The sequence below is a fragment of the Grimontia sedimenti genome (assembly GCF_011045095.1).
Lineage (GTDB): Bacteria > Pseudomonadota > Gammaproteobacteria > Enterobacterales > Vibrionaceae > Enterovibrio > Enterovibrio sedimenti.
On record NZ_JAALDL010000009.1, the window covers coordinates 72505 to 91461 of the forward strand.

Consider the following 18957-nt stretch of genomic DNA (forward strand, 5'->3'; position numbering starts at 1 on the left):
CCGACCTTTTGTCATTATTTTGGCAGTATAAAGCACTTACTGCTTTTGGTTAATCACTAACTGTGAACTTCCGCCGAGCTCAAACGGTACGGTTTCGCCAAACCAATCACCATCACGTGTCATTACGTTGCCATCGTTATCGATGCGGGCTTTCACCATCACCTCTGGCAAAGAAGACATCAAACGCTCCGGGATCATACTGTCCGCATCTGTCAGTTCAACTTCTACCGGGAAGCGGCTCAACGGCAAACGCTTCGCTGCAACCGGCATTGGCGCACCGTCCGCAGAGTGAACCGAAACAATCAATACACCCTCACTTGGCAATTGGACTTGTTCATCCAGCGAAATTGTCACAGAAACAGACTGTCCTTCGCCAGCGCCCATTTGTGCTTCTGCACGTTGAATGCTGCGATCCAACATAGAAATACGTGGATCGTCCGCTGGCAGCATTTGTTTCATGGTTGACCAAGCAGCCACAGCTTCTTCGTAGGCTCCGCGCTCAAAAGCATCAAAGGCCAGCAAAGAGAATGCTTGAAGGTTGCCATGATCGACTCTGATCACTTCGCGCAGTAAGTTGCGTGCTGTATTGCTGTTTTGCTCGTCCCCCGACAACATCAATGACTGTGCATAACCCAGCTTCACGTCGCTGTCATCAGGCATCAGGTTATAGGCTTTTGCCATCGCGCCTTCAGCGGTTTGCACATCACGGTTAGCCAGACCAATTCGGCCCAGCAATAGCCAACCCATCGCGTCATCCGGGGTTTGATGAAGTTTGGTACGAAGAGACAGCGTCAACTCCGCCATCTCCTGATCTGTCATCGGCTCATTGGTGTCTGACATCAAACGACGAGACAGATCCGGCAAGCGAGAAGCTGTCTCCTGCCAGGAAACCACTTCACGATAGTTACCCATGGTGTTGTAAAGACCATAACTCATGGCAATCATGATCAAGATGCCTGGCACCAACACCACAAACGGAACTTTGCTTTGTGTCGCTGATTTCTCACTGGCTGGAATATCATCCAACAGCGACTGCTTGAGTTCTACCGCCAATTCGTTCTGGTTCTCTACCAGACCTTCCTCGGCTTCTTCATTAAGCTCTTCCATACGATCACGGAAGAAGGCTTTGTTCAGTTCATCACGGCTCGCTGCTTCGTCCTGTTCCTTACCGCGGTAAATCGGCAAAACAAATAAGCCAACAGAGACCACCATCATTAAGGCTGTGATCAGCCAGAACCACATTTCAGTCATCCGTTGTTATCCTTATTTTTATTGTCAGCCGAGCCTTCATTGAGCAACGCATCCAGACGTGCCTGCTCTTCGCTATCAAGTTCAGCTTTAACGGTTTTCGCTTTAGGCTTGCGGCTGCGCATCACCAATACAGTGAATCCGACCACCACAAACAATGCCGGGCCAGCCCAAAGAATCAATGTCGATGCCGTCAGTGGCGGGTTGTAAGTCACGAAGTTGCCGTATCGGTCAACCATGTAATCGACAATCTCGTCTTCGTTCTTACCTTGCTTGAGCATCTCATAAACCTTCAAACGAAGATCCTGAGCCAAGCCAGCATTGGAATCGGCAATATTATTGTTCTGACACTTAGGGCAGCGCAGTTCTTTGCCGAGTTTTTTGAAGGCCTCTTCTTGTTCAGGTGTGTCAAACTCATACACTTCGATCGCTGCAGAGACTGAGAACGCAGCACTTGCAGCCAGCATGATTGCTAACAGTAAACGTTTCATTAGCCTTTTGCCTCCGCCAGCATTTGCTCGTACATCGGGCCTAATTTTTCGTTCCAGTTTCTATCATTCACATCACCGACATGACGGTAGCGAATCACACCATTGGCATCGATAAGGAAAGTCTCTGGCGCGCCGTAAACACCAAGATCCAGACCTAGCATGCCATCACCATCAAACAGGCTGACCAGATAAGGGTTACCTAATTGGTTGAGCCAGCCGATCGCTTTTACGCGATCGTCCTTGTAGTTAAGGCCAATGATTTTCACGCCATTGGCTGCCAACTCATTCAGATACGTGTGCTCTGCATAACAGGTAGGACACCAAGTTGCCCACACGTTCAAAAGCAAAGGTTCGCCTTTGAAAATATCCTGATCATACAGTTTGCCGGCTTGCGCCAAATCTTCGAGACGGAACGAAGGTACTGGTTTACCTACCAGCACTGACTCTAACTTCGTTGGGTCATCACCTTCGGCGTTCTTGCCCAATTGCACAAAGAAGACACCAACCAACACCATAAACAGTGCAAACGGAATAAAGAGTAAAGGTTTGTTCACCCTTAAGCCTCCTTCACTGGCTCAGCAGACACTTCTGATTGAGCCTTCTTACGAAAACGGTAACGCTTGTCCGAAATAGCCAGCAAACCACCCAATGACATCACGAGTGAGCCGAACCAAATCCAACGAACAAATGGTTTGTAGTAGATACGCACTGCCCAAGAGCCATCGTCCAAACGTTCACCCATTGCCACATAGAGGTCACGGGTAATTCCGCGGTCAATCGCCGCTTCGGTCATCATGGAGCGCTGAACTGTGTAGAAACGTTTCTCAGCATGCAGTGTGTTTACGCGCTTATCGCCACGGTAAATATCGAAGTCAGCGATGTAGCCGTCGTAGTTCGGACCATCTTTATCGCGAAGACCTGCGAAATGGAAATCGTAGCCTTGCAGTTCAATGCGATCGCCCGGTGCCATTTTCACGTCGCGTTCGATGTCATAGTTCTGAACCATTGCAATACCGAGCACTGTGATTGCCAGACCGATATGACCAAGCACCATCGCCCAGTGGCTACGACCCAGCTTACCGAGACCGGTGACGAAATCATGACGGTGAGTCGCACGCTGATACACCTCGATGCATGACAAAGTGATGACCCAAAGGCCCATCACCGCACCCAGCGCAGCAAGCGGCATAAAGACATCAGCGAAAATCCACACCAGTGCCCCCCCCAGAACAACGGAAAGCACACCACTAAACAGCAGTTCTTTTTTCACGTTCTTGAGGTTGTCACGTTTCCAGCGGATCAGCGGACCAATACCAAGGAGGAAGGCAAACGGCACAGAAAGCCAGGTGAACAGCAGGTTGAAGAAAGGTTCACCAATGGAAACCGACCCCAGGCCAAGCTGTTTGTGAACCAATGGCAGCAATGTCCCCAATAGAACAACAACCAGAGCAGCAACCAGCAGAATGTTGTTTGCCAACAGGACATTTTCACGGGAGACCAGCTCGAAGTTACCGCGCACACGGACTTCTGACGCACGCAATGCGTAAAGCAGCAGCGAGCCGCCGATAACCACCACAAGGAAGCCAAGAATAAACAGGCCACGGCTTGGATCAGAAGCGAATGCATGTACTGAAACCAGTACGCCAGAACGTACCAGGAAGGTGCCCAACAAACTGAGTGAAAATGCAGACAATGCCAACAGCACAGTCCATGCTTTGAATGTGCCGCGTTTTTCCGTCACTGCCAATGAGTGCATTAACGCGGTACCCGCAAGCCAAGGCATAAAAGAGGCGTTTTCTACTGGGTCCCAGAACCACCAGCCGCCCCAGCCAAGTTCGTAGTAAGCCCACCAAGAGCCCAGAGCGATACCTAATGTCAGGAATACCCAAGCTGCGGTTGTCCAAGGACGGGACCAACGTGCCCAGGCTGTATCAAGACGACCCGCCATCAAGGATGCAATCGCAAAAGCAAATGCCACGGAGAAGCCCACGTAACCCATGTAAAGCATCGGAGGGTGAACAATCAGCCCAGGATCTTGAAGAAGCGGGTTGAGGTCGCGGCCATCAACAGGGAAATAAGGCAGTGTGCGCTCAAACGGGTTAGAGGTCAGAATAATGAACAGCAGGAAGCCGACGCCAATCATGCCCATCACAGCCAATACGCGGGAGACGGACTCCAACGGCATGCCACGGCTGAAAATGGCAACGGCCAGTGTCCAACCAGCCTGGATAAGCACCCAAAGAAGCAACGAGCCTTCGTGTGCACCCCAGACTGCCGTCAAACGGTAGTACCAAGGCAAAGCACTGTTCGAGTTACTCGCCACATACGTGACCGTAAAGTCGTTAACGTAGAATGCCCAGCTCAATGCGATAAAAGACATCAATAGCATCAGGAACATGCCGATAGCCAATGGACGCGCGGAACGCATCATGGCCTGGTTTCCGACGTGAGCACCCCAAAGAGGATAGATACTCAGAAGGACGGAGAAACCAAGGGAGATAATAAGGGCGAAATGCCCTAATTCAGCAATCATTAGTAGCTACCCTGTTTTTGCTGCTCGGTGTATTCAAGCGGTTTATGCCCTTTGTTCATCGCTTCTGCGATTTCAGGCGGCATATATTCTTCATCGTGTTTCGCCAATACTTCGCTTGCGAACACGGTACGTTCATCAACCAGCACACCCTGTGCAACAATTCCCTGACCTTCACGGAAAAGGTCAGGCAGAATGCCTTCAAATTCCACGGTGACCTCAGGGCCAACATCCGCAACACGGAAGCTCACTTTCAGAGATTCTGGGTCACGCTCCACTGAGTCAGTCACCACCATGCCACCAATACGTAGACGTTGACCGACCTCAGGTTTGGTGCCATCAGGCTTACCATTCACCAATTCAGTCGGCGTGTAGAACAAATCCATGTTTTGGTTCAGTGCATACAACATCAAACCGATCGTGGCGCCTACACCAAACACCAGGGCGAGAGCCAGCCCCAGTCGTTTCTTGCGTCTCGGGTTCATAGTGTGTTCTCCATTTTTGGGCATTCTTAATGCGTTGCTCTCGGGCAACTTTGTTTTTAATTTCTTTAAACAGTTTGCGTCGGGTGAAACGGGTCGCCAGTGCTACCCAAGCCATCGCCACGAATGTAATGGCGAAAGCGCCCCAGACGTAACCAGCGTAACCACCCATCGCCAGAAATTCAGAGAAAGAATCGAAGTGCATGGTTATCCCCTCTCAACCAGTTCACGAACCCAAGGACGGTGCGCTTCACGTTGTAGAATTTTGTTTTTCAGTCCCATCAGCGACACGGCACCAAAGAACATAGCAAAGCCCAGAATATTCAGAAGCAGAGGCCACAACATATCTGAAGCAATGGAAGGCTTGGCAAATTTAGTGATGGTCGCGCCTTGGTGCAGCGTGTTCCACCACTCCACTGAAAAGTGAATGATAGGTAGGTTAATCACCCCCACAATCGCCAGAATACCCGCTGCACGACCAGCAGTGCGGTCATCATCAAAGGCGTTGTAAAGGGCGATCACACCAAGATACAGGAACAGGAGAATAAGCTCGGAAGTCAGGCGTGCATCCCATACCCACCAAGCGCCCCACATTGGCTTACCCCAGATTGCACCAGTCACCAGTGCAATAAAGGTAAATACCGCACCTACAGGCGCCATCGCCGCGGCTGCCCAATCAGACGTTTTGATTTGCCACACTAAGCCGATAAATGCTGCAATGGCCATCGACATATAAGCGCCCATAGACCAAATCGCTGCAGGAACGTGAATATAGATGATTCGGAAACTATCACCTTGCTGGTAGTCAGAAGGCGCGAATGCCAGTCCCCAGATGGTGCCGGTGACCAAAGACAGGGCTGCCAAAACCACAAACCATGGCAACAATGTGTTACAGAGTTGGTAGGTTGCCTCGGGCTTGGCATATGGGTGAAGCCATTTCCACATTGCAGATATCACTCTCAGTTAATATGTTGTAATAATTAGTATTATTGGACACTCACCCGCAGAGCAGCAGATACTGCAAACGGGGAAAGCGTGGCCGAACCTGCCAGCATCGCACCCAAAATGGCTAGCTGACCGTTTATCGGAAATCCTCCGGCAGCCATATCAATCGCCGATGTCGCGAAGATAAGCACCGGAATAAACAACGGTAAGACCAGAAGGCTCAGCAATGCGCCGCCCTTTCTCAGCCCTACCGTCAATGCCACACCAATCGCGCCAAGGAAGCTCAGCGTCGGCGTGCCTAACAACAGTGTTAGCACAACGGCTTTGTAAGCTTCCCAGTCTAAAGAAAGTAATACCGCCAGAAGCGGACTTATGATCAATAGTGGCAGACCGGTCAGCAGCCAATGTGCAACAATTTTTGCGAAAACCAGAACTGACAAAGGTTCTGGCATCAATAGCATCTGCTCTAACGAGCCATCCATAAAGTCATCACGGAACAAGCGATCCAATGACAATACCGCCGCCAACAACGCAGCCACCCAGATAATCCCTGGTGCTATTTCAGCCAGTAAGTTGGGACCAGGTCCGACACCCAATGGAAACAAGGTGATGACAATGATGAAAAACCACAGTGGATTCAGCATGTCAGATTGGCGACGAAACGCCACGAGCAGCTCGCGACGGATCATGTGAAACATAGCTGATCCCATTACGCCCCCAACCTGATCCGGCGCAAACCCGGGTTGCCTTCGAACATATCTTGGTGGGTGGTAAACAACACCATGCCTCCATTATTTACATGCTGTTGAAAAAGGCTCTCAAGCACCTTTACACCCTGTTTGTCGATGGCAGTTAATGGTTCATCTAAAATCCAAAGTTTAGATTGGCTGATCCAAAGCCGTGCCAGTGCAACCCGACGGTTCTGACCAGCAGACAGCTGCGCGGCAGGCACATCTTCCCGGCCAGCAAGCCCGACACGCGCCAATGCGTCCCAAAGGCTGGCTTCATCTGCTTCACCATGCATACGCTGGTAAAATGCCAGATTTTCGAACGCGGTCATCTCACGTTTTACGCCAGTGCTGTGGCCAAGAAACAGTAAATTGCCATAAAACTCTTCTCGGGCTTTATTCACCAATTCTCCGTCCCAGAAGACTTCGCCAGATTCCGCCAGCCCCAACCCGGCAATGATCCGTAACAATGTTGTTTTACCCGCGCCGTTTGGTCCTTCAATTTGGACAAGATCACCGGATGACACCGTAAAACTGAGATCTTCAAACAGCACCCTTTCATCACGGATACAGCTGAGCTCGCGCACTTCCAACATGAGAAATTGGCTTTCCCGATAAAGTTATGAAAAATTTGCCCGATAATACCATAGAGGCGTTTAAAGTCGTTAGCCGCGAGGTCTCGCTAATGTCACTCAAGCAATCAAATCCTACTGATTGATGAGGGCTGGGTATATGCGCTAAGCGTTAATAATTGTGAGTAAATATGAAAATCGACAATATCAATCACATCAATGCATTAGCGCAGGAAACATTGAAGAATGTTCCGGTTAAAAGCCTGCTTGATTTAGGGAGACCATTACAGCAACCCGGTCAGCAGCCCCATCTGAGCGATGGTCAGCGCTCCCAGCTCTCTCAACTCTTGGCGCTTTTACCACTCTATTCACTGTTAAAAGGCACACGCAGCGAATCCGGTTCCTTGCCGCCTGTGATATTTACGCTGCTGAAGCAGCTCACCATGCCCGCTGATACAAAACAGGCCGCTAAATGGCTTGCCGAGCAGAAAGCGGATAAAGGGTTGCTGGAAGCATTGCGCCAGGCAACCACACAGACCAATGAGCAAGACGGTTCGGGAAAGTTGAAATCTTTGCTGATGCTAATGGCTGAACAGCGCATCAATGAGCAGACCAAACCCGGCGACTACCATTGGCTGTTTCCTTTCAGGGACAACAACCTCTCCCCGGTAAACATTAACGTCGAGAAAAAGACCGGAAGAAAAAAGAAAAAGTTACGCTGGTGCATCACACTCAACCTGACTCTGGCAAAGAACCGTCACCTCACTGCGACAGCAGAACTTGAGGACAATTCACTTTCTCTCAGTTTTTCCACCGATGCTGAAGGCTTGAAAAAGCAGATTGAAACAGCCATGCCCAAACTCGAAGAAAAACTCGCCCAACATCAAATCGCGCTGCAGCAATGTGAAATCAATACGTTAGAAAGCCCACAGACGGAAACCATCTCGTCAGGAGTGAATATTCAGGTATGAAGAAAGCCAAAAGCGCAGTGGCGCTCAAATACGATGGTGTTAATGCGCCCAAGGTCTCTGCCAAAGGCTACGATGCGTTGGCTGAAAAGCTCATCGAAGAAATGGAGAAGAATGGCGGACTCATACATAGTGACGAAGCCCTGATGAATTGGTTGGCGGCATTGGAAGTGGGTGACGAAATCCCTGAACAACTCTACCTAGTGATCGCAGAATTGATTGCTTTTGCCTGGTACTTAGATGGAAAAACCCCGCCCGGATGGGAAGGGTCCATGGTCAACAAAACGGTTTGAAGCCTTGGAATATCCGATTAACGCGTCATGCGCTGCTTTCTGATATTCAATAGAAGCTCTGCTTCTGCTTTCGGCAGATCACACTCTTCCATCAGCTCACGCAGATCGGCACCGAGCTCCACCATTTTACTGGCACGGCTGTAGAGGCGACCGTCTGGATCCTGCATTTCCATCTCGTTCTGCTTGTCGAGCAACTCATCAAAGCGCTGCGAGAGCTCGGCAAGTTTCTGGCTCATGCCAATAGAGCCTGCACGCAGTTCGTTAAACTGCTTGGACAGGCCCTCGTGCTGTTGACGGGCATTTTTATAAAGTAGCTCCATAGCCTGGAATTTCGCTTCCAGATTCTGGCGCGCTTTCTTTTCCCGTCTCAACATCAACAAGGCAACCACCGCGACACTCAGAGAGATGCCCAGCGGTAGCCATTGCAACACCAAGTCGAGCATTACAGCATTGCCATCTCAGACCACTCTTCATCAGAGAGCAGTTTGTTCAGGTCAACCAGAATGAGCAGATGACCGTTACGGTTGCTCACACCTTGGATGAACTTGGCGCTTTCATCGGTACCTACGCTAGGCGTGGTGTCGATTTCAGACGTTTTGAGGTAAACCACCTCAGCCACACTGTCGACCATGATGCCAATCACTTGAGATTCAGCTTCAATCACGATCACGCGTGTGTTGTCGGACACTTCACCTTGGGCAAGACCAAAACGTGAACGGGTGTCGATAACCGTCACGACATTACCACGCAGGTTAATGATGCCAAGAACGTAATCTGGCGCACCTGGTACAGGCGCAATTTCGGTATAGCGCAATACTTCCCGAACCTGCATAACGTTAATGCCGTAGGTTTCGTCTTCCAGCTGGAAAGTCACCCACTGCAAGACTTCGTCATTCACGTTTTCTTTTTGAACTTCAGCTACCTGAGACATTTATTTTCCTCTTTTCGTGCTGTGCTGCGTCACTTACGCCAACGCATTGGCATCAATACCCTGATTCAGCATGGCAATCAGCGCTTCGACGTGGATCAAGGCGCACATTTTTTCTTTGACTAATCCGGCCAACCAAGGCCGTTTGCCAGCTTGTTCGCGCCATCGCACTTGTTCTCCGTTGAGTGACTCTGTCCCCAGGAGGGCATTGCAAGCCAAGCCCCATTTGCTGTCACCCAAGATCACAATATAACTATAGTCATCGCGATGGTTGTTATCCGCTATTTTTCCGGCATCACCCATTTGGCGGTATCGACGACATCCAACTGCTGATCCCGCTCTGTTTGCAGACCTAAATACCAATCGGGTCTGCCAATCAGGTGATTGCAATCTTCGAGTCGATGAATTCCCCCTAATTCGGCAAGGGGAACAGCGTATGTCACGCCAAACGATTCGAAGAACAACACCTGAAACGCATATTCAGAAGCGATGTTTTGCCAAGGTGGTGCAACATCTTCCTCAGCCTGAGTTTCCGGCTCGTATGCGGTATCAGTCTCTATATCGACAGTTTCCGCCACTTCTTCAGCAACAGTTTCTTCAATTGCGACTTCAACCTCAGGCTCTGTAATAACCTCAGTATCGAACGCTTCTTCGACCACAGTATCCACTTCCGTTTCAACCATGGTTTCAAGCTCTTGCTCAACAGCGGTTTCCGCTTCAACCGCCACTTCAGTATCAACGACAGCTTCTACTTCCACCGCAACGTCTGTTTCAACCTCCGTCGCGACTTCGGTTTCCACTTCCGTCTCAACGGTCGTTTCAACAATCGCTTCCGTGAGAGTCTCGGTGTCCGTTTCTGTCAGAGTCAGCGCTTCAGTGTAGGTTTCGACTGCCAGTTCGCTGTCGACAAGCACGTCCGTTTCCGTCAATTCCTCGACTTCCACTTCCATGTCTTCGTCCAACTTAAGCTGGCTCAGCAGTTTTTCTACCGAAGACATGTCGCGTTTGTCTTTCGTCAGCGTCGCACCGCTGAATTTTTCAATCGGCTCCATCACCACAGGTTGCGGCTTCAGCTCAACGCTGGTCTCGCTGTCCTGCGGTGCTACATCCGTGTCATGCTGCTGGGAAAAGTAGTCTTCTTCCAGCAGAGCATCAAAATAGTCATCCAGCGCCTGAACACTGGATAAGAAGGCACGGCTATCTTTCATCCTGTTCAAGTCGCTCCAGATAAGAGAGCAGCGTTTTGTAGGCAAACACGCCGCGACAGTTTTTTGCGTAATACGATGGCGGCATGTGTTTTAAACTGGCATCGCGGAATTTGGTATCAATCGGTACCGCGGACGTCCAAACCTGATCCGGATAACGCACTTTAAGCTCTTGCAGTGTTTCCAAAGAAGCGCGGGTACGCTTGTCGTACATGGTCGGGATTATGCAAACCTTGAACGCTGACGCGCGGGACTTTTGCATGATTTGCAACGTCCGCACCATACGCTCCAAACCTTTCATGGCCAGGAACTCGGTTTGCACGGGGATCAATATACGGTTACTTGCTGCCAGTGCATTCACCATCATCACGCCGAGAATAGGCGGACAATCAATCAACGCATAGTCATATTCATCTTCAAGACATGCCAGGGTTTTCTTCAGCATCAAACCCATACCACCACGGTTGCCCATGGCGCGATCAAGCGTTGCCAGAGACATGTGCGATGGCAAAATATCGAGGTTTTTGTACTCGGTATTAAGGATCAGCGGTTTGACGGTATCACGATTGATAGTTTGTAATTGGAACAGGTCGAACAAGGTACGTGGCAACTGCTCCGAATCGTAATTCAGATAGGTTGTCAGCGATGCATGCGGATCGGTATCGATCAGCAATACACGCTTGTTCTTTTCACTGAGAAGCCCAGCGAGGGTAATGGTGGTGGTGGTTTTCCCCACGCCCCCTTTCTGGTTTGCAATGCTCCAGACTATCACAGCCGCTCCTTAAACGAGGTTTAGCTCAACGAGAATACGCTCGGTGATACGATCCAACGGCAAGTCTTCGGTTGAAATTCCCGCTTTAGCAACGGCTTGCGGCATACCGTAAACAACACAGCTTTCTTCGTCCTGTGCCCATACCGTTGAACCTTGTTGTTTCAACAATCTTGCACCGTCTCGGCCATCTGCGCCCATACCCGTCAACACCATCGACAATACTTTGTCGTTGTAGACTTTGGCTGCAGAGCCGAAGGTTACATCTACGCACGGCTTATAGTTCATACGATCGCCGCCGTCGATAATTTTCACACGAGCCGCCCCTGGGCGTCCATCGATCATCATCTGCATGCCACCCGGTGCCAGATAGGCGGTTCCCGGTTGCAATGGGTCGCCATCTTGCGCTTCTTTCACTGTGATTTTGCAAAGGCCATTGAGGCGCTGGGCAAAAGCCGCCGTAAAGGTAGAAGGCATGTGTTGAATAAGCACGATAGGCATCGGGAAATTCGCAGGAAGTCCCGTCAGCACTTTTTGCAGTGCGACCGGGCCACCTGTTGACGTACCAATCGCCACCAACTGGTAACGCTTGCCACTGGCTTTGAAGCGTGCTACAGCAGAAGCGGGCCTAGTAGCTGGTGCAGTAGGCGCCGGTGCCGCTGTGCTTCCCCCGGTTGCCGGGCGCACTGGCGCTCGCGCAGCAGGAGCCGCCGTTGGCGTAGCCGTGGCAGGTTTTGCAGATGGGGCTGGTTTTCGCATAAACGCGCGCTTGCGGGCAATTTCGCTCACGCGCTGTTGTAGCAAAGAGACCGCCTCATCACGGTTACGAGCAATGTCTTCGAATTTCTTTGGCAGGAAGTCGAGCGCGCCCGCATCCAAGGCATCAAGTGTGGCTTTCGCCCCATCATGCGTTAGCGAAGAAAACATCAGTATCGGCGTTGGATTGCTCTGCATGATCTCTCGAACCGCAGTAATACCATCCATCACAGGCATTTCGATGTCCATCGTAATGACATCAGGTTTCAGCTGTGCTGCCTTTTCAACTGCCTCTTTCCCGTTAACCGCACAATCAATGACTTGAAGGCGAGGATCCCCGTTAATAATTTCACTAACACGGCGGCGGAAAAAACTTGAATCGTCCACCACCAAAACTTTCACTGCCATGTCATTCCTTATGATTTTATCGGCCAGCGTATCGCTTGAGCAGATTCGGCACATCAAGAATCAATGCGATGTGGCCATCACTGGTGATGGTTGCACCCGCCATACCCGGCGTACCTTGCAACAATTCATCCAGCGGTTTGATAACCACTTCTTCTTGCCCAATCAGCGAATCGACCACGAAGGCGACTGGCTGGTGCCCCATTTGAATGATGACAACATGCCCGACCTCGCGATTCACCGAACCGCGGCGAGGACACAGCCAATCTTGCAGATAGAAAAGCGGAATGGCTTTCTCTCTTACAATCAGGGTCAGTTGACCATCAACCGTATTGGTTTTAGACAGGTCCAAACTGATGATTTCATTCACATTCGACAATGGGAACGCGTATGGGTTGTCACCGATACCGACCATCAGAGTCGGCAGGATTGCCAGCGTCAGAGGCACTTTGATTGAGATAATGGTGCCGCGGCCCAGTTCTGAGTCGATAGAAATGGTACCGTTCAGTTGAGTAATCGCCGTTTTCACCACGTCCATGCCTACACCACGACCTGAGATATCTGAGATCTCGGTTTTGGTTGAGAAACCTGCTGCAAAAATCAGGTTGTAGGCTTCGGTATCGCTCAGGCGTGCCGCAGCATCTGCATCCATCACACCACGTTCAACGGCAATGGAGCGGAGTTTCTCTGCATCCATACCGCCACCATCATCTTCGATGGTCAACAGAATGTGGTCACCTTCCTGCGAAGCAGCAAGGGTAATCGTACCTGTACGCGGTTTGCCTTTTTCCTCTCGGACATCCGGCATTTCGATACCGTGGTCAACCGAGTTACGCACCAAGTGGACCATTGGATCTGCCAGTGCCTCAACCAGGTTTTTATCCAAGTCGGTTTCTTCACCGCGCATTTCCAGCACGATGTCTTTTTTCAGGCTTCGCGCCAAGTCACGAACAACGCGAGGGAAACGGCCAAACACTTTCTTAATTGGCTGCATGCGTGTTTGCATTACAGCACCTTGCAGGTCAGCAGTCACCACGTCGAGGTTGGTCACGGCTTTCGCCATGTTTTCGTCGTCGCTGCTTGCGCCAAGGCTGACCAGACGGTTACGCACCAGTACCAACTCACCCACCATGTTCATGATGGTATCAAGCGTGGAGGTGTTAACACGTACAGTCTGTTCGACTTGAGGTGCAGGCGGCTTTTTGTCGTCAGTTTTTGCTGGCGGCTTAGCAGCCGGCGCAGGCGGTTTCGCTGCAGCAGGCTCTGCTTTTGGTGCTGGAGCTGGTGCAGGTTTTGGCTCTGCTTTCGGCGGCGGAGGTGGTGCCGAAGCCGCAGGGGCTGCACCACTGGCAATAGGGCTTTTACCCTTGCCGTGCAAATCATCCAACAGCTTTTCAAATTCATCGTCAGTGATCTCATCACTGGCAGGGCTTTCTACTGACGCGTTTTGTGGCGGCGGTGTTGCTGCTTCTGCCGCGCCGCCTGCCAGTGGGCCTTTACCCGCGCCATGCAAGTCATCCAGCAGCTTTTCGAATTCATCGTCAGTGATGTCATCGCCACCACCCGCAGCGTCGGCTGCTGGTGCAGGTGCGCTGCCACCGGCTTGCGGGCCTTTGCCTGCGCCGTGAAGTTCATCCAGAAGGCGATCAAATTCGTCATCTGTAATTTCGTCGACAGAGTCACCAGCAATCGCTTCACCGCCTTCAGCAGGGGCTTCAGCCACCACTTCAGGTTCAGGTTCTGGCTCTGGTTCCGGCTCGGGTTCTGGTGCAGGGGCAGCCGCTTCTACTGCTTCATCTTCTGAAGCAGGACGGCTGTATCTGTGTAGTGCCTCAATCAGTGCCGGGTCTGCTGCAGGGACTGGCTCGCGCTCCTGAACACAAGCGAACTGCTCGTTAACCGTGTCCAAAGACTGGAGGATAGTATCCATGACATCCGCAGTGAGTTCGCGGCCACCGTTACGCAGGTTATCGAAGATATTCTCTGCACCGTGACAGGTTTCTACCAGTTCGGTGAGTGAAAGGAAGCCTGCACCACCTTTAACGGTATGGAAACCACGGAAGATTGCATTGAGCAGGTCTCTGTCATCCGGTGTTTTTTCCAGATCGACGAGTTGCTCGGACAGCAACTCCAAAATCTCACCGGCTTCAATTAAGAAGTCCTGGAGGATTTCTTCATCCATTTCAAAACTCATAACGCACCCCTAAAAGCCCAGGCTGGAAAGCAGGTCATCGACGTCATCCTGACTTTGCATCACTTGTTTCTCTTGACGCTCTTTCTCGGAGACCACTGGACCTTCAGCCACAATGCCAGATTGCTGTTGTTCTGCTTCTGTTTCTGGTTCTTTCTGCTCTTCGTCAAGACCAAAGGCAGTGAGGATTTCAACCAGTTGTTTTTCTACTTCTTGCACCAATTCAATGACGCGGCGAATAACTTGTCCAGTCAGATCCTGGAAGTCTTGCGCCATCAATATTTCGGTCAGTTGACCGTGGAGTTTGGTGGTATCTCCTTCGACTTGTGTCAGTAACCCATCGATTTGGTGACACAAATCTTTGAAACTTGTTATGTCAATCCGCCCCCCCATAAGGTTGTTCCACTGAGGTCGAACCTGGGCAAGGCATTCTTGTAGGTTGTCGGCGATGGGAAGGGTTGCTTCCACTGCATCCATAGTACGGTTCGCAGCAAGTTCCGTTTTTTCCATCACGAAGTTCAGGCGATCTTTCGCATCTGGGATCTCGCTGGTAGCCAGATCGCTGACGCGTGGATCTAAACGGAAATTGGACAACGAGTCATGCAGTTGCCGGGTCAGTTTTCCTACCTCATTGAAGAGCGGATTGCGCACGTCACTGGCCAGCTTAGCCAGTAATTCATTCGCGCCGTCCTGATTCCCTTCTTCGAGCAAACTGACCAATTCTTTAGCTTGGTCGAGAGTTATCATCTAAATAATCCTTCACTGCGCGAAGAGGAAAATCACATGCGCTCGAAAATCTTGTCCAGCTTTTCTTTGAGCGTTGCGGCAGTAAACGGCTTAACGATGTAACCATTCACACCAGCCTGAGCAGCTTCAACAATTTGCTCACGCTTGGCTTCTGCGGTGATCATCAGTACTGGAAGATGCTTGAGCTCATCATCAGCACGAATGTTTTTCAGAAGGTCAATACCCTGCATGCCAGGCATGTTCCAGTCGGTAACGACGAAATCAATACCGCCTTTCTTGAGGATTGGCAGTGCTGTTAAGCCGTCATCTGCTTCAACGGTGTTGTTGAAACCCAGATCTCGAAGGAGGTTTTTTACGATACGGCGCATTGTTGAAAAGTCATCAACAACGAGGATTTTCATATTTGTGTTCAAAGTGGCCTCCAGTGAGGTTCCTTATTATTGTAGAAACTTACTTCGACCAAGCGGAAAGCTTGGTCCGTAACCGCTGCATTGCCTGATTTTGTATCTGGCAAACCCGGGATTCACTCACCCCGATAATGGCCCCTATCTCCTTGAGGTTGAGTTCCTCGTCGTAATAGAGAGAGAGTACCAAAGCTTCTCTTTCAGGAAGTCCGCGGATGGCATTCGCTAAGTGCGATTTGAAGCTATCCCCGGCCACCTCCTCAAAGGGAAGGTTTTCGTCACGATGACTTTCTGTTACGAAAGCATCTTCTGAGACGCCCAGATCATCGATACCAATGAGTCTGCCTGCATTGATGTCGTTTTGAGCCTGATAGTATTGATCCAGACTCATTCCCAGGCGTTTCGCTATTTCTTTATCGTTAGGGTCTCGCCCTAACTCGCCTTCCAGCTGTGAAATCACTTCGCTGATCTGACGGTTATTCTTATGTACCGAGCGCGGTACCCAGTCACCTTTGCGGATATCATCCAACATCGCACCGCGAATGCGGATACCGGCATAGGTTTCGAAACTCGCCCCTTTTGAAGGATCGTAGTTTTGTTGCGCTTCGAGCAGGCCAATCATGCCCGCCTGAATGAGATCTTCAACCTGCACATTCGGGGGCAAACGGGCGATCAGGTGGTGGGCAATTCGCTTCACTAATGTGGAGTATTGCTCAAACACCGTCTCCGTTGATGCTCCAGTCCTGCTGTAGGTCAGCGCCCTATTCACTGAGGTAATCCCCCGCTGCTTCGTCTCGAACCAGCAGTCTCTCAACAAAAAACTCTAAGTGTCCGCCCGGATTTCGTGGCACAGGCCATGTCAGGGCCTTGTTTGCCAGCGCATTGAGTGCAAGCGCGGCTGGAGACTTAGGGAACGCATCAATCACGACACGTTGCTTCTTCACAGATTGACGCACATGTTCGTCAAGTGGAACACATGCTACTAATTCTAGATTAGCATTTAAAAATCTTTCTGTTACACGAGTTAATTTTGTAAATAAATCGCGACCCTCGCGATAACTGCGCACCATGTTGGCAACAACCTTGAAGCGGGTCACGCCATGTTCACGGCTCAGAAGCTTGATCAGGGCGTAGGCATCAGTGATAGAAGTTGGCTCATCGCAAACCACAATCAATACGTCCTGCGCCGCGCGGGAGAAGCTCAACACCATGTCAGAGATACCTGCCGCTGTGTCCACCAGCAGTACATCGACATCTTCTTCAAGCGTACCGAATGCACGGATAAGACCTGCATGCTGCGCGGTGCTCAATTCTGTCATTCCACGCATGCCTGAGGACGCAGGAATAATTTTCATGCCATGTGGACCTTCAACAATAATGTCTTTCAGGTCGCAGACGCCTTGCATCACGTGGCTGAGGTTTTTACCTACCCGCAAGCCCAGCAGGACGTCGACATTGGCCAATCCTAAGTCAGCATCCAACACCATCACTTTTTTACCTTGTTTGGCCATGGCCGCAGCCATACCCAAGGTGATGTTGGTTTTACCCACCCCGCCTTTACCACCAGTAACAGTAATAACTTTGGTGCGAGTCGGGTTGGTCAGGCGGCGGAGGCCGCTTGCTTGATCATGCATGGTTGTCTCAATCATAAAAGTCCGCCGCATTCGACTCTGGTACATCATGACTCCAGAAATGGTTTCGCTGCTCTGAATCTTGATCCATCAGTTCACTCGCCTTGTTAACCAGGTATCTCCCACTTGCCTGGCGAATGTCCTCGGGTACACGCTGGCCATCAGCCAGATAGGTAACCGGAAGGGCGTTTTCTATGGTCACACTCAATAATTCCCCCAGACTGAGGGATTCATCCAACTTCGTCAGTACACACCCTGAGAGGGGAATACGTCGGAAGTGATCAATAGTCTCCTGCAGCACGCGACGCTGAGAGGTCGCTGGCAATACAAGAAGGCTTCGGATATGTGAACCACTGTTTTGGATAAGAGTATCAAGTTGTTCTGATAGCCTCAGATCTCGCTGGCCCATGCCTGCGGTATCCAACAGGATCAGTCGACGGTGACGTAACTGATACAGTATATCGGCCAGTTCATCCGCATCTTTAGCAACTTTTACGGGGCAACCCAAAATTCTGCCATAGGTTGCCAATTGCTCATGTGCGCCGATACGGAAGGTATCGGTTGTCACAAGGGCAATTTCTTCAGGGCCGAAGTCCATTGCGGCTCTGGCTGCTAGTTTTGCGATGGTCGTTGTTTTGCCCACTCCGGTAGGACCAAGCAGTGCAATCACACCGCCTGACTCCAGTAGGTTCTCACTGGTGGTAATGACTTGATCTGCCACTAAATCCAGTAACTCCGACCACGCTTCATTCGGTGGTGTGTCTTCTGGGATATAACCCGCCAGCTGGTCAGCCAGTACCGGGGAGATACCCATTTTTTCCAGACGTTTGATCAGCATGGCGCGAAGCGGTTCTTTGCGCTCCACTTCCTGCCACATCAGACCGGAAAGCTGGTGTTCTAGAAGGCTGCGAATCGTCGCCATTTCTTTTCGCATCGCTTCAATTTCTTCGTTGCCTTGACGCGAAGGCTGACGACGCTGTTCGGTGCGCAACTCAAAACGGTCATCGCGACCCGGTGCGCGGCGATCCTGTTCGTCACGTTTTTGACGTAACAGGCGCTCAATCTCTTGCCCTTTTGCCTGTTGCTGAGCGCGGGAGAAACCATTGTTGCCGTTGTTTGCCCCGTTGCGGTTGCCATTGTTCTGTCCGTTATGACCATTTTGGCCATTCGGACGGCGGGCTGGCGCAGCGTTGTACGTATTTTCGTTTTGACGAAGACGGGCATCATTTTGACGCGCCAACAATGCGCTTAAAGAATCGGCTTCCTGCTGAGGTTCATCGGCTGCGCTATTTTCCGGCAGTTGCGACTGATAGCGGTCAAGCAAGCTGGAGAACTTGCTGCCCAGTGCGCCGCCAAGTGGTTTGCGCGCGGCTTCTTTGCTGATATCACGGCGTAGATGCACAGTATCATCAGCCAGTCGGCGTGTTTGTTGAGCGCGGTCCATGCTCTGCGCCATCTGCGTTCTCGCCGCTTCTTTGCGCACATCACGGGTTGGTGCGTCAGTATCTACTGCCGCCACGATTTCGACACCGCCAGTCACTTTTTTGTTGGACATGATAACTGCGTCTGCGCCGAGTGCTTCTTTCACTTCGGCCAGCGCTGTTCGCATGTCTTTGGCAAAAAATCGTTTAATCTTCAAAATCGTCGTCCTGAGTTACTGATGC

General features: G+C 50.9%; 20 protein-coding genes and 2 pseudogenes. 2 read left to right on the forward strand and 20 right to left on the reverse strand.

Going from position 1 to position 18957, the window contains the following annotated elements; translation table 11 throughout:
- Positions 1 to 36 precede the first annotated feature (36 nt).
- The 9 genes and pseudogenes from ccmI to ccmA form a co-directional block, all read right to left on the reverse strand.
- On the reverse strand, positions 37 to 1251 hold the full coding sequence (gene ccmI, locus G5S52_RS12865) for a c-type cytochrome biogenesis protein CcmI (protein WP_165014111.1): 1215 nt from the start codon (positions 1249 to 1251) through the stop codon (positions 37 to 39).
- On the reverse strand, positions 1248 to 1739 hold the full coding sequence (locus tag G5S52_RS12870; protein WP_165014113.1) for a cytochrome c-type biogenesis protein: 492 nt from the start codon (positions 1737 to 1739) through the stop codon (positions 1248 to 1250). Before G5S52_RS12870 ends, ccmI begins: the two co-directional genes overlap by 4 nt.
- Entirely contained in the window at positions 1739 to 2293 is a 555-nt protein-coding gene (locus tag G5S52_RS12875) for a DsbE family thiol:disulfide interchange protein (RefSeq protein ID WP_002537828.1), read from the reverse strand. Before G5S52_RS12875 ends, G5S52_RS12870 begins: the two co-directional genes overlap by 1 nt.
- Positions 2294 to 2295: 2 nt before the next feature.
- Positions 2296 to 4272 carry a heme lyase CcmF/NrfE family subunit gene (locus G5S52_RS12880; RefSeq protein ID WP_165014115.1) on the reverse strand — a complete coding sequence of 659 codons (1977 nt, stop codon included), beginning with the start codon at positions 4270 to 4272 and terminating at the stop codon, positions 2296 to 2298.
- Positions 4272 to 4754, reverse strand: coding sequence for a cytochrome c maturation protein CcmE (ccmE, locus tag G5S52_RS12885; protein WP_165014117.1), 483 nt, complete (start codon positions 4752 to 4754; stop codon positions 4272 to 4274). Before ccmE ends, G5S52_RS12880 begins: the two co-directional genes overlap by 1 nt.
- A pseudogene (gene ccmD, locus G5S52_RS12890) lies at positions 4751 to 4956 on the reverse strand (heme exporter protein CcmD). The gene ccmE and the pseudogene ccmD overlap by 4 nt, the downstream one beginning before the upstream one ends.
- A 2-nt stretch (positions 4957 to 4958) precedes the next feature.
- A complete protein-coding gene (locus tag G5S52_RS12895; protein WP_046302933.1) occupies positions 4959 to 5696 on the reverse strand; it encodes a heme ABC transporter permease in 738 nt (245 codons plus the stop codon).
- A 41-nt stretch (positions 5697 to 5737) separates the two neighbouring features.
- Positions 5738 to 6406 carry a heme exporter protein CcmB gene (gene ccmB / locus G5S52_RS12900; protein ID WP_039849818.1) on the reverse strand — a complete coding sequence of 223 codons (669 nt, stop codon included), beginning with the start codon at positions 6404 to 6406 and terminating at the stop codon, positions 5738 to 5740.
- Positions 6406 to 7020 (reverse strand): cytochrome c biogenesis heme-transporting ATPase CcmA, encoded by a 615-nt coding sequence (ccmA, locus tag G5S52_RS12905; protein WP_165014119.1) that lies wholly within the window; start codon positions 7018 to 7020, stop codon positions 6406 to 6408. Before ccmA ends, ccmB begins: the two co-directional genes overlap by 1 nt.
- Before the next feature lie 167 nt (positions 7021 to 7187).
- Between ccmA and G5S52_RS12910 the strand changes: the two genes are divergently transcribed.
- Both G5S52_RS12910 and G5S52_RS12915 read left to right on the forward strand, forming a co-directional pair.
- The gene (locus G5S52_RS12910) at positions 7188 to 7967 is read left to right on the forward strand and encodes a flagellar hook-length control protein FliK (protein WP_165014121.1); all 780 of its coding nucleotides are present in this window, start codon (positions 7188 to 7190) and stop codon (positions 7965 to 7967) included.
- Positions 7964 to 8257, forward strand: a complete 294-nt coding sequence (locus G5S52_RS12915; protein ID WP_002537839.1) for an EscU/YscU/HrcU family type III secretion system export apparatus switch protein — start codon at positions 7964 to 7966, stop codon at positions 8255 to 8257. Before G5S52_RS12910 ends, G5S52_RS12915 begins: the two co-directional genes overlap by 4 nt.
- A 17-nt stretch (positions 8258 to 8274) precedes the next feature.
- Here the strand turns inward: G5S52_RS12915 and G5S52_RS12920 are convergent, their stop codons facing one another.
- The 11 genes and pseudogenes from G5S52_RS12920 to flhF all read right to left on the reverse strand — a co-directional run bounded on the left by G5S52_RS12920 (position 8275) and on the right by flhF (position 18932).
- The gene (locus G5S52_RS12920) at positions 8275 to 8700 is read right to left on the reverse strand and encodes a DUF2802 domain-containing protein (RefSeq protein WP_002537840.1); all 426 of its coding nucleotides are present in this window, start codon (positions 8698 to 8700) and stop codon (positions 8275 to 8277) included.
- A complete protein-coding gene (locus G5S52_RS12925; protein ID WP_002537841.1) occupies positions 8700 to 9188 on the reverse strand; it encodes a chemotaxis protein CheW in 489 nt (162 codons plus the stop codon). Before G5S52_RS12925 ends, G5S52_RS12920 begins: the two co-directional genes overlap by 1 nt.
- A gap of 33 nt (positions 9189 to 9221) precedes the next feature.
- Positions 9222 to 10393 (reverse strand): annotated as a pseudogene (locus G5S52_RS12930) (chemotaxis protein CheW).
- Positions 10383 to 11162 (reverse strand): ParA family protein, encoded by a 780-nt coding sequence (locus G5S52_RS12935; RefSeq protein WP_002537843.1) that lies wholly within the window; start codon positions 11160 to 11162, stop codon positions 10383 to 10385. The pseudogene G5S52_RS12930 and the gene G5S52_RS12935 overlap by 11 nt, the downstream one beginning before the upstream one ends.
- 9 nt (positions 11163 to 11171) lie before the next feature.
- On the reverse strand, positions 11172 to 12323 hold the full coding sequence (locus G5S52_RS12940; RefSeq protein ID WP_165014123.1) for a protein-glutamate methylesterase/protein-glutamine glutaminase: 1152 nt from the start codon (positions 12321 to 12323) through the stop codon (positions 11172 to 11174).
- Between the two features lie 16 nt (positions 12324 to 12339).
- Positions 12340 to 14514, reverse strand: a complete 2175-nt coding sequence (locus tag G5S52_RS12945) for a chemotaxis protein CheA (protein WP_165014125.1) — start codon at positions 14512 to 14514, stop codon at positions 12340 to 12342.
- Between the two features lie 9 nt (positions 14515 to 14523).
- Entirely contained in the window at positions 14524 to 15258 is a 735-nt protein-coding gene (locus tag G5S52_RS12950) for a protein phosphatase CheZ (RefSeq protein WP_002537848.1), read from the reverse strand.
- A gap of 32 nt (positions 15259 to 15290) precedes the next feature.
- Positions 15291 to 15659, reverse strand: a complete 369-nt coding sequence (gene cheY, locus G5S52_RS12955) for a chemotaxis response regulator CheY (protein WP_002537850.1) — start codon at positions 15657 to 15659, stop codon at positions 15291 to 15293.
- A gap of 49 nt (positions 15660 to 15708) precedes the next feature.
- The gene (locus G5S52_RS12960; RefSeq protein ID WP_039849820.1) at positions 15709 to 16431 is read right to left on the reverse strand and encodes an RNA polymerase sigma factor FliA; all 723 of its coding nucleotides are present in this window, start codon (positions 16429 to 16431) and stop codon (positions 15709 to 15711) included.
- Entirely contained in the window at positions 16424 to 17311 is an 888-nt protein-coding gene (locus tag G5S52_RS12965; RefSeq protein ID WP_046302928.1) for a MinD/ParA family protein, read from the reverse strand. Before G5S52_RS12965 ends, G5S52_RS12960 begins: the two co-directional genes overlap by 8 nt.
- Positions 17304 to 18932 carry a flagellar biosynthesis GTPase FlhF gene (gene flhF, locus G5S52_RS12970; RefSeq protein ID WP_165014127.1) on the reverse strand — a complete coding sequence of 543 codons (1629 nt, stop codon included), beginning with the start codon at positions 18930 to 18932 and terminating at the stop codon, positions 17304 to 17306. The genes G5S52_RS12965 and flhF overlap by 8 nt, the downstream gene beginning before the upstream one ends.
- Between the last annotated feature and the right edge of the window lie 25 nt (positions 18933 to 18957).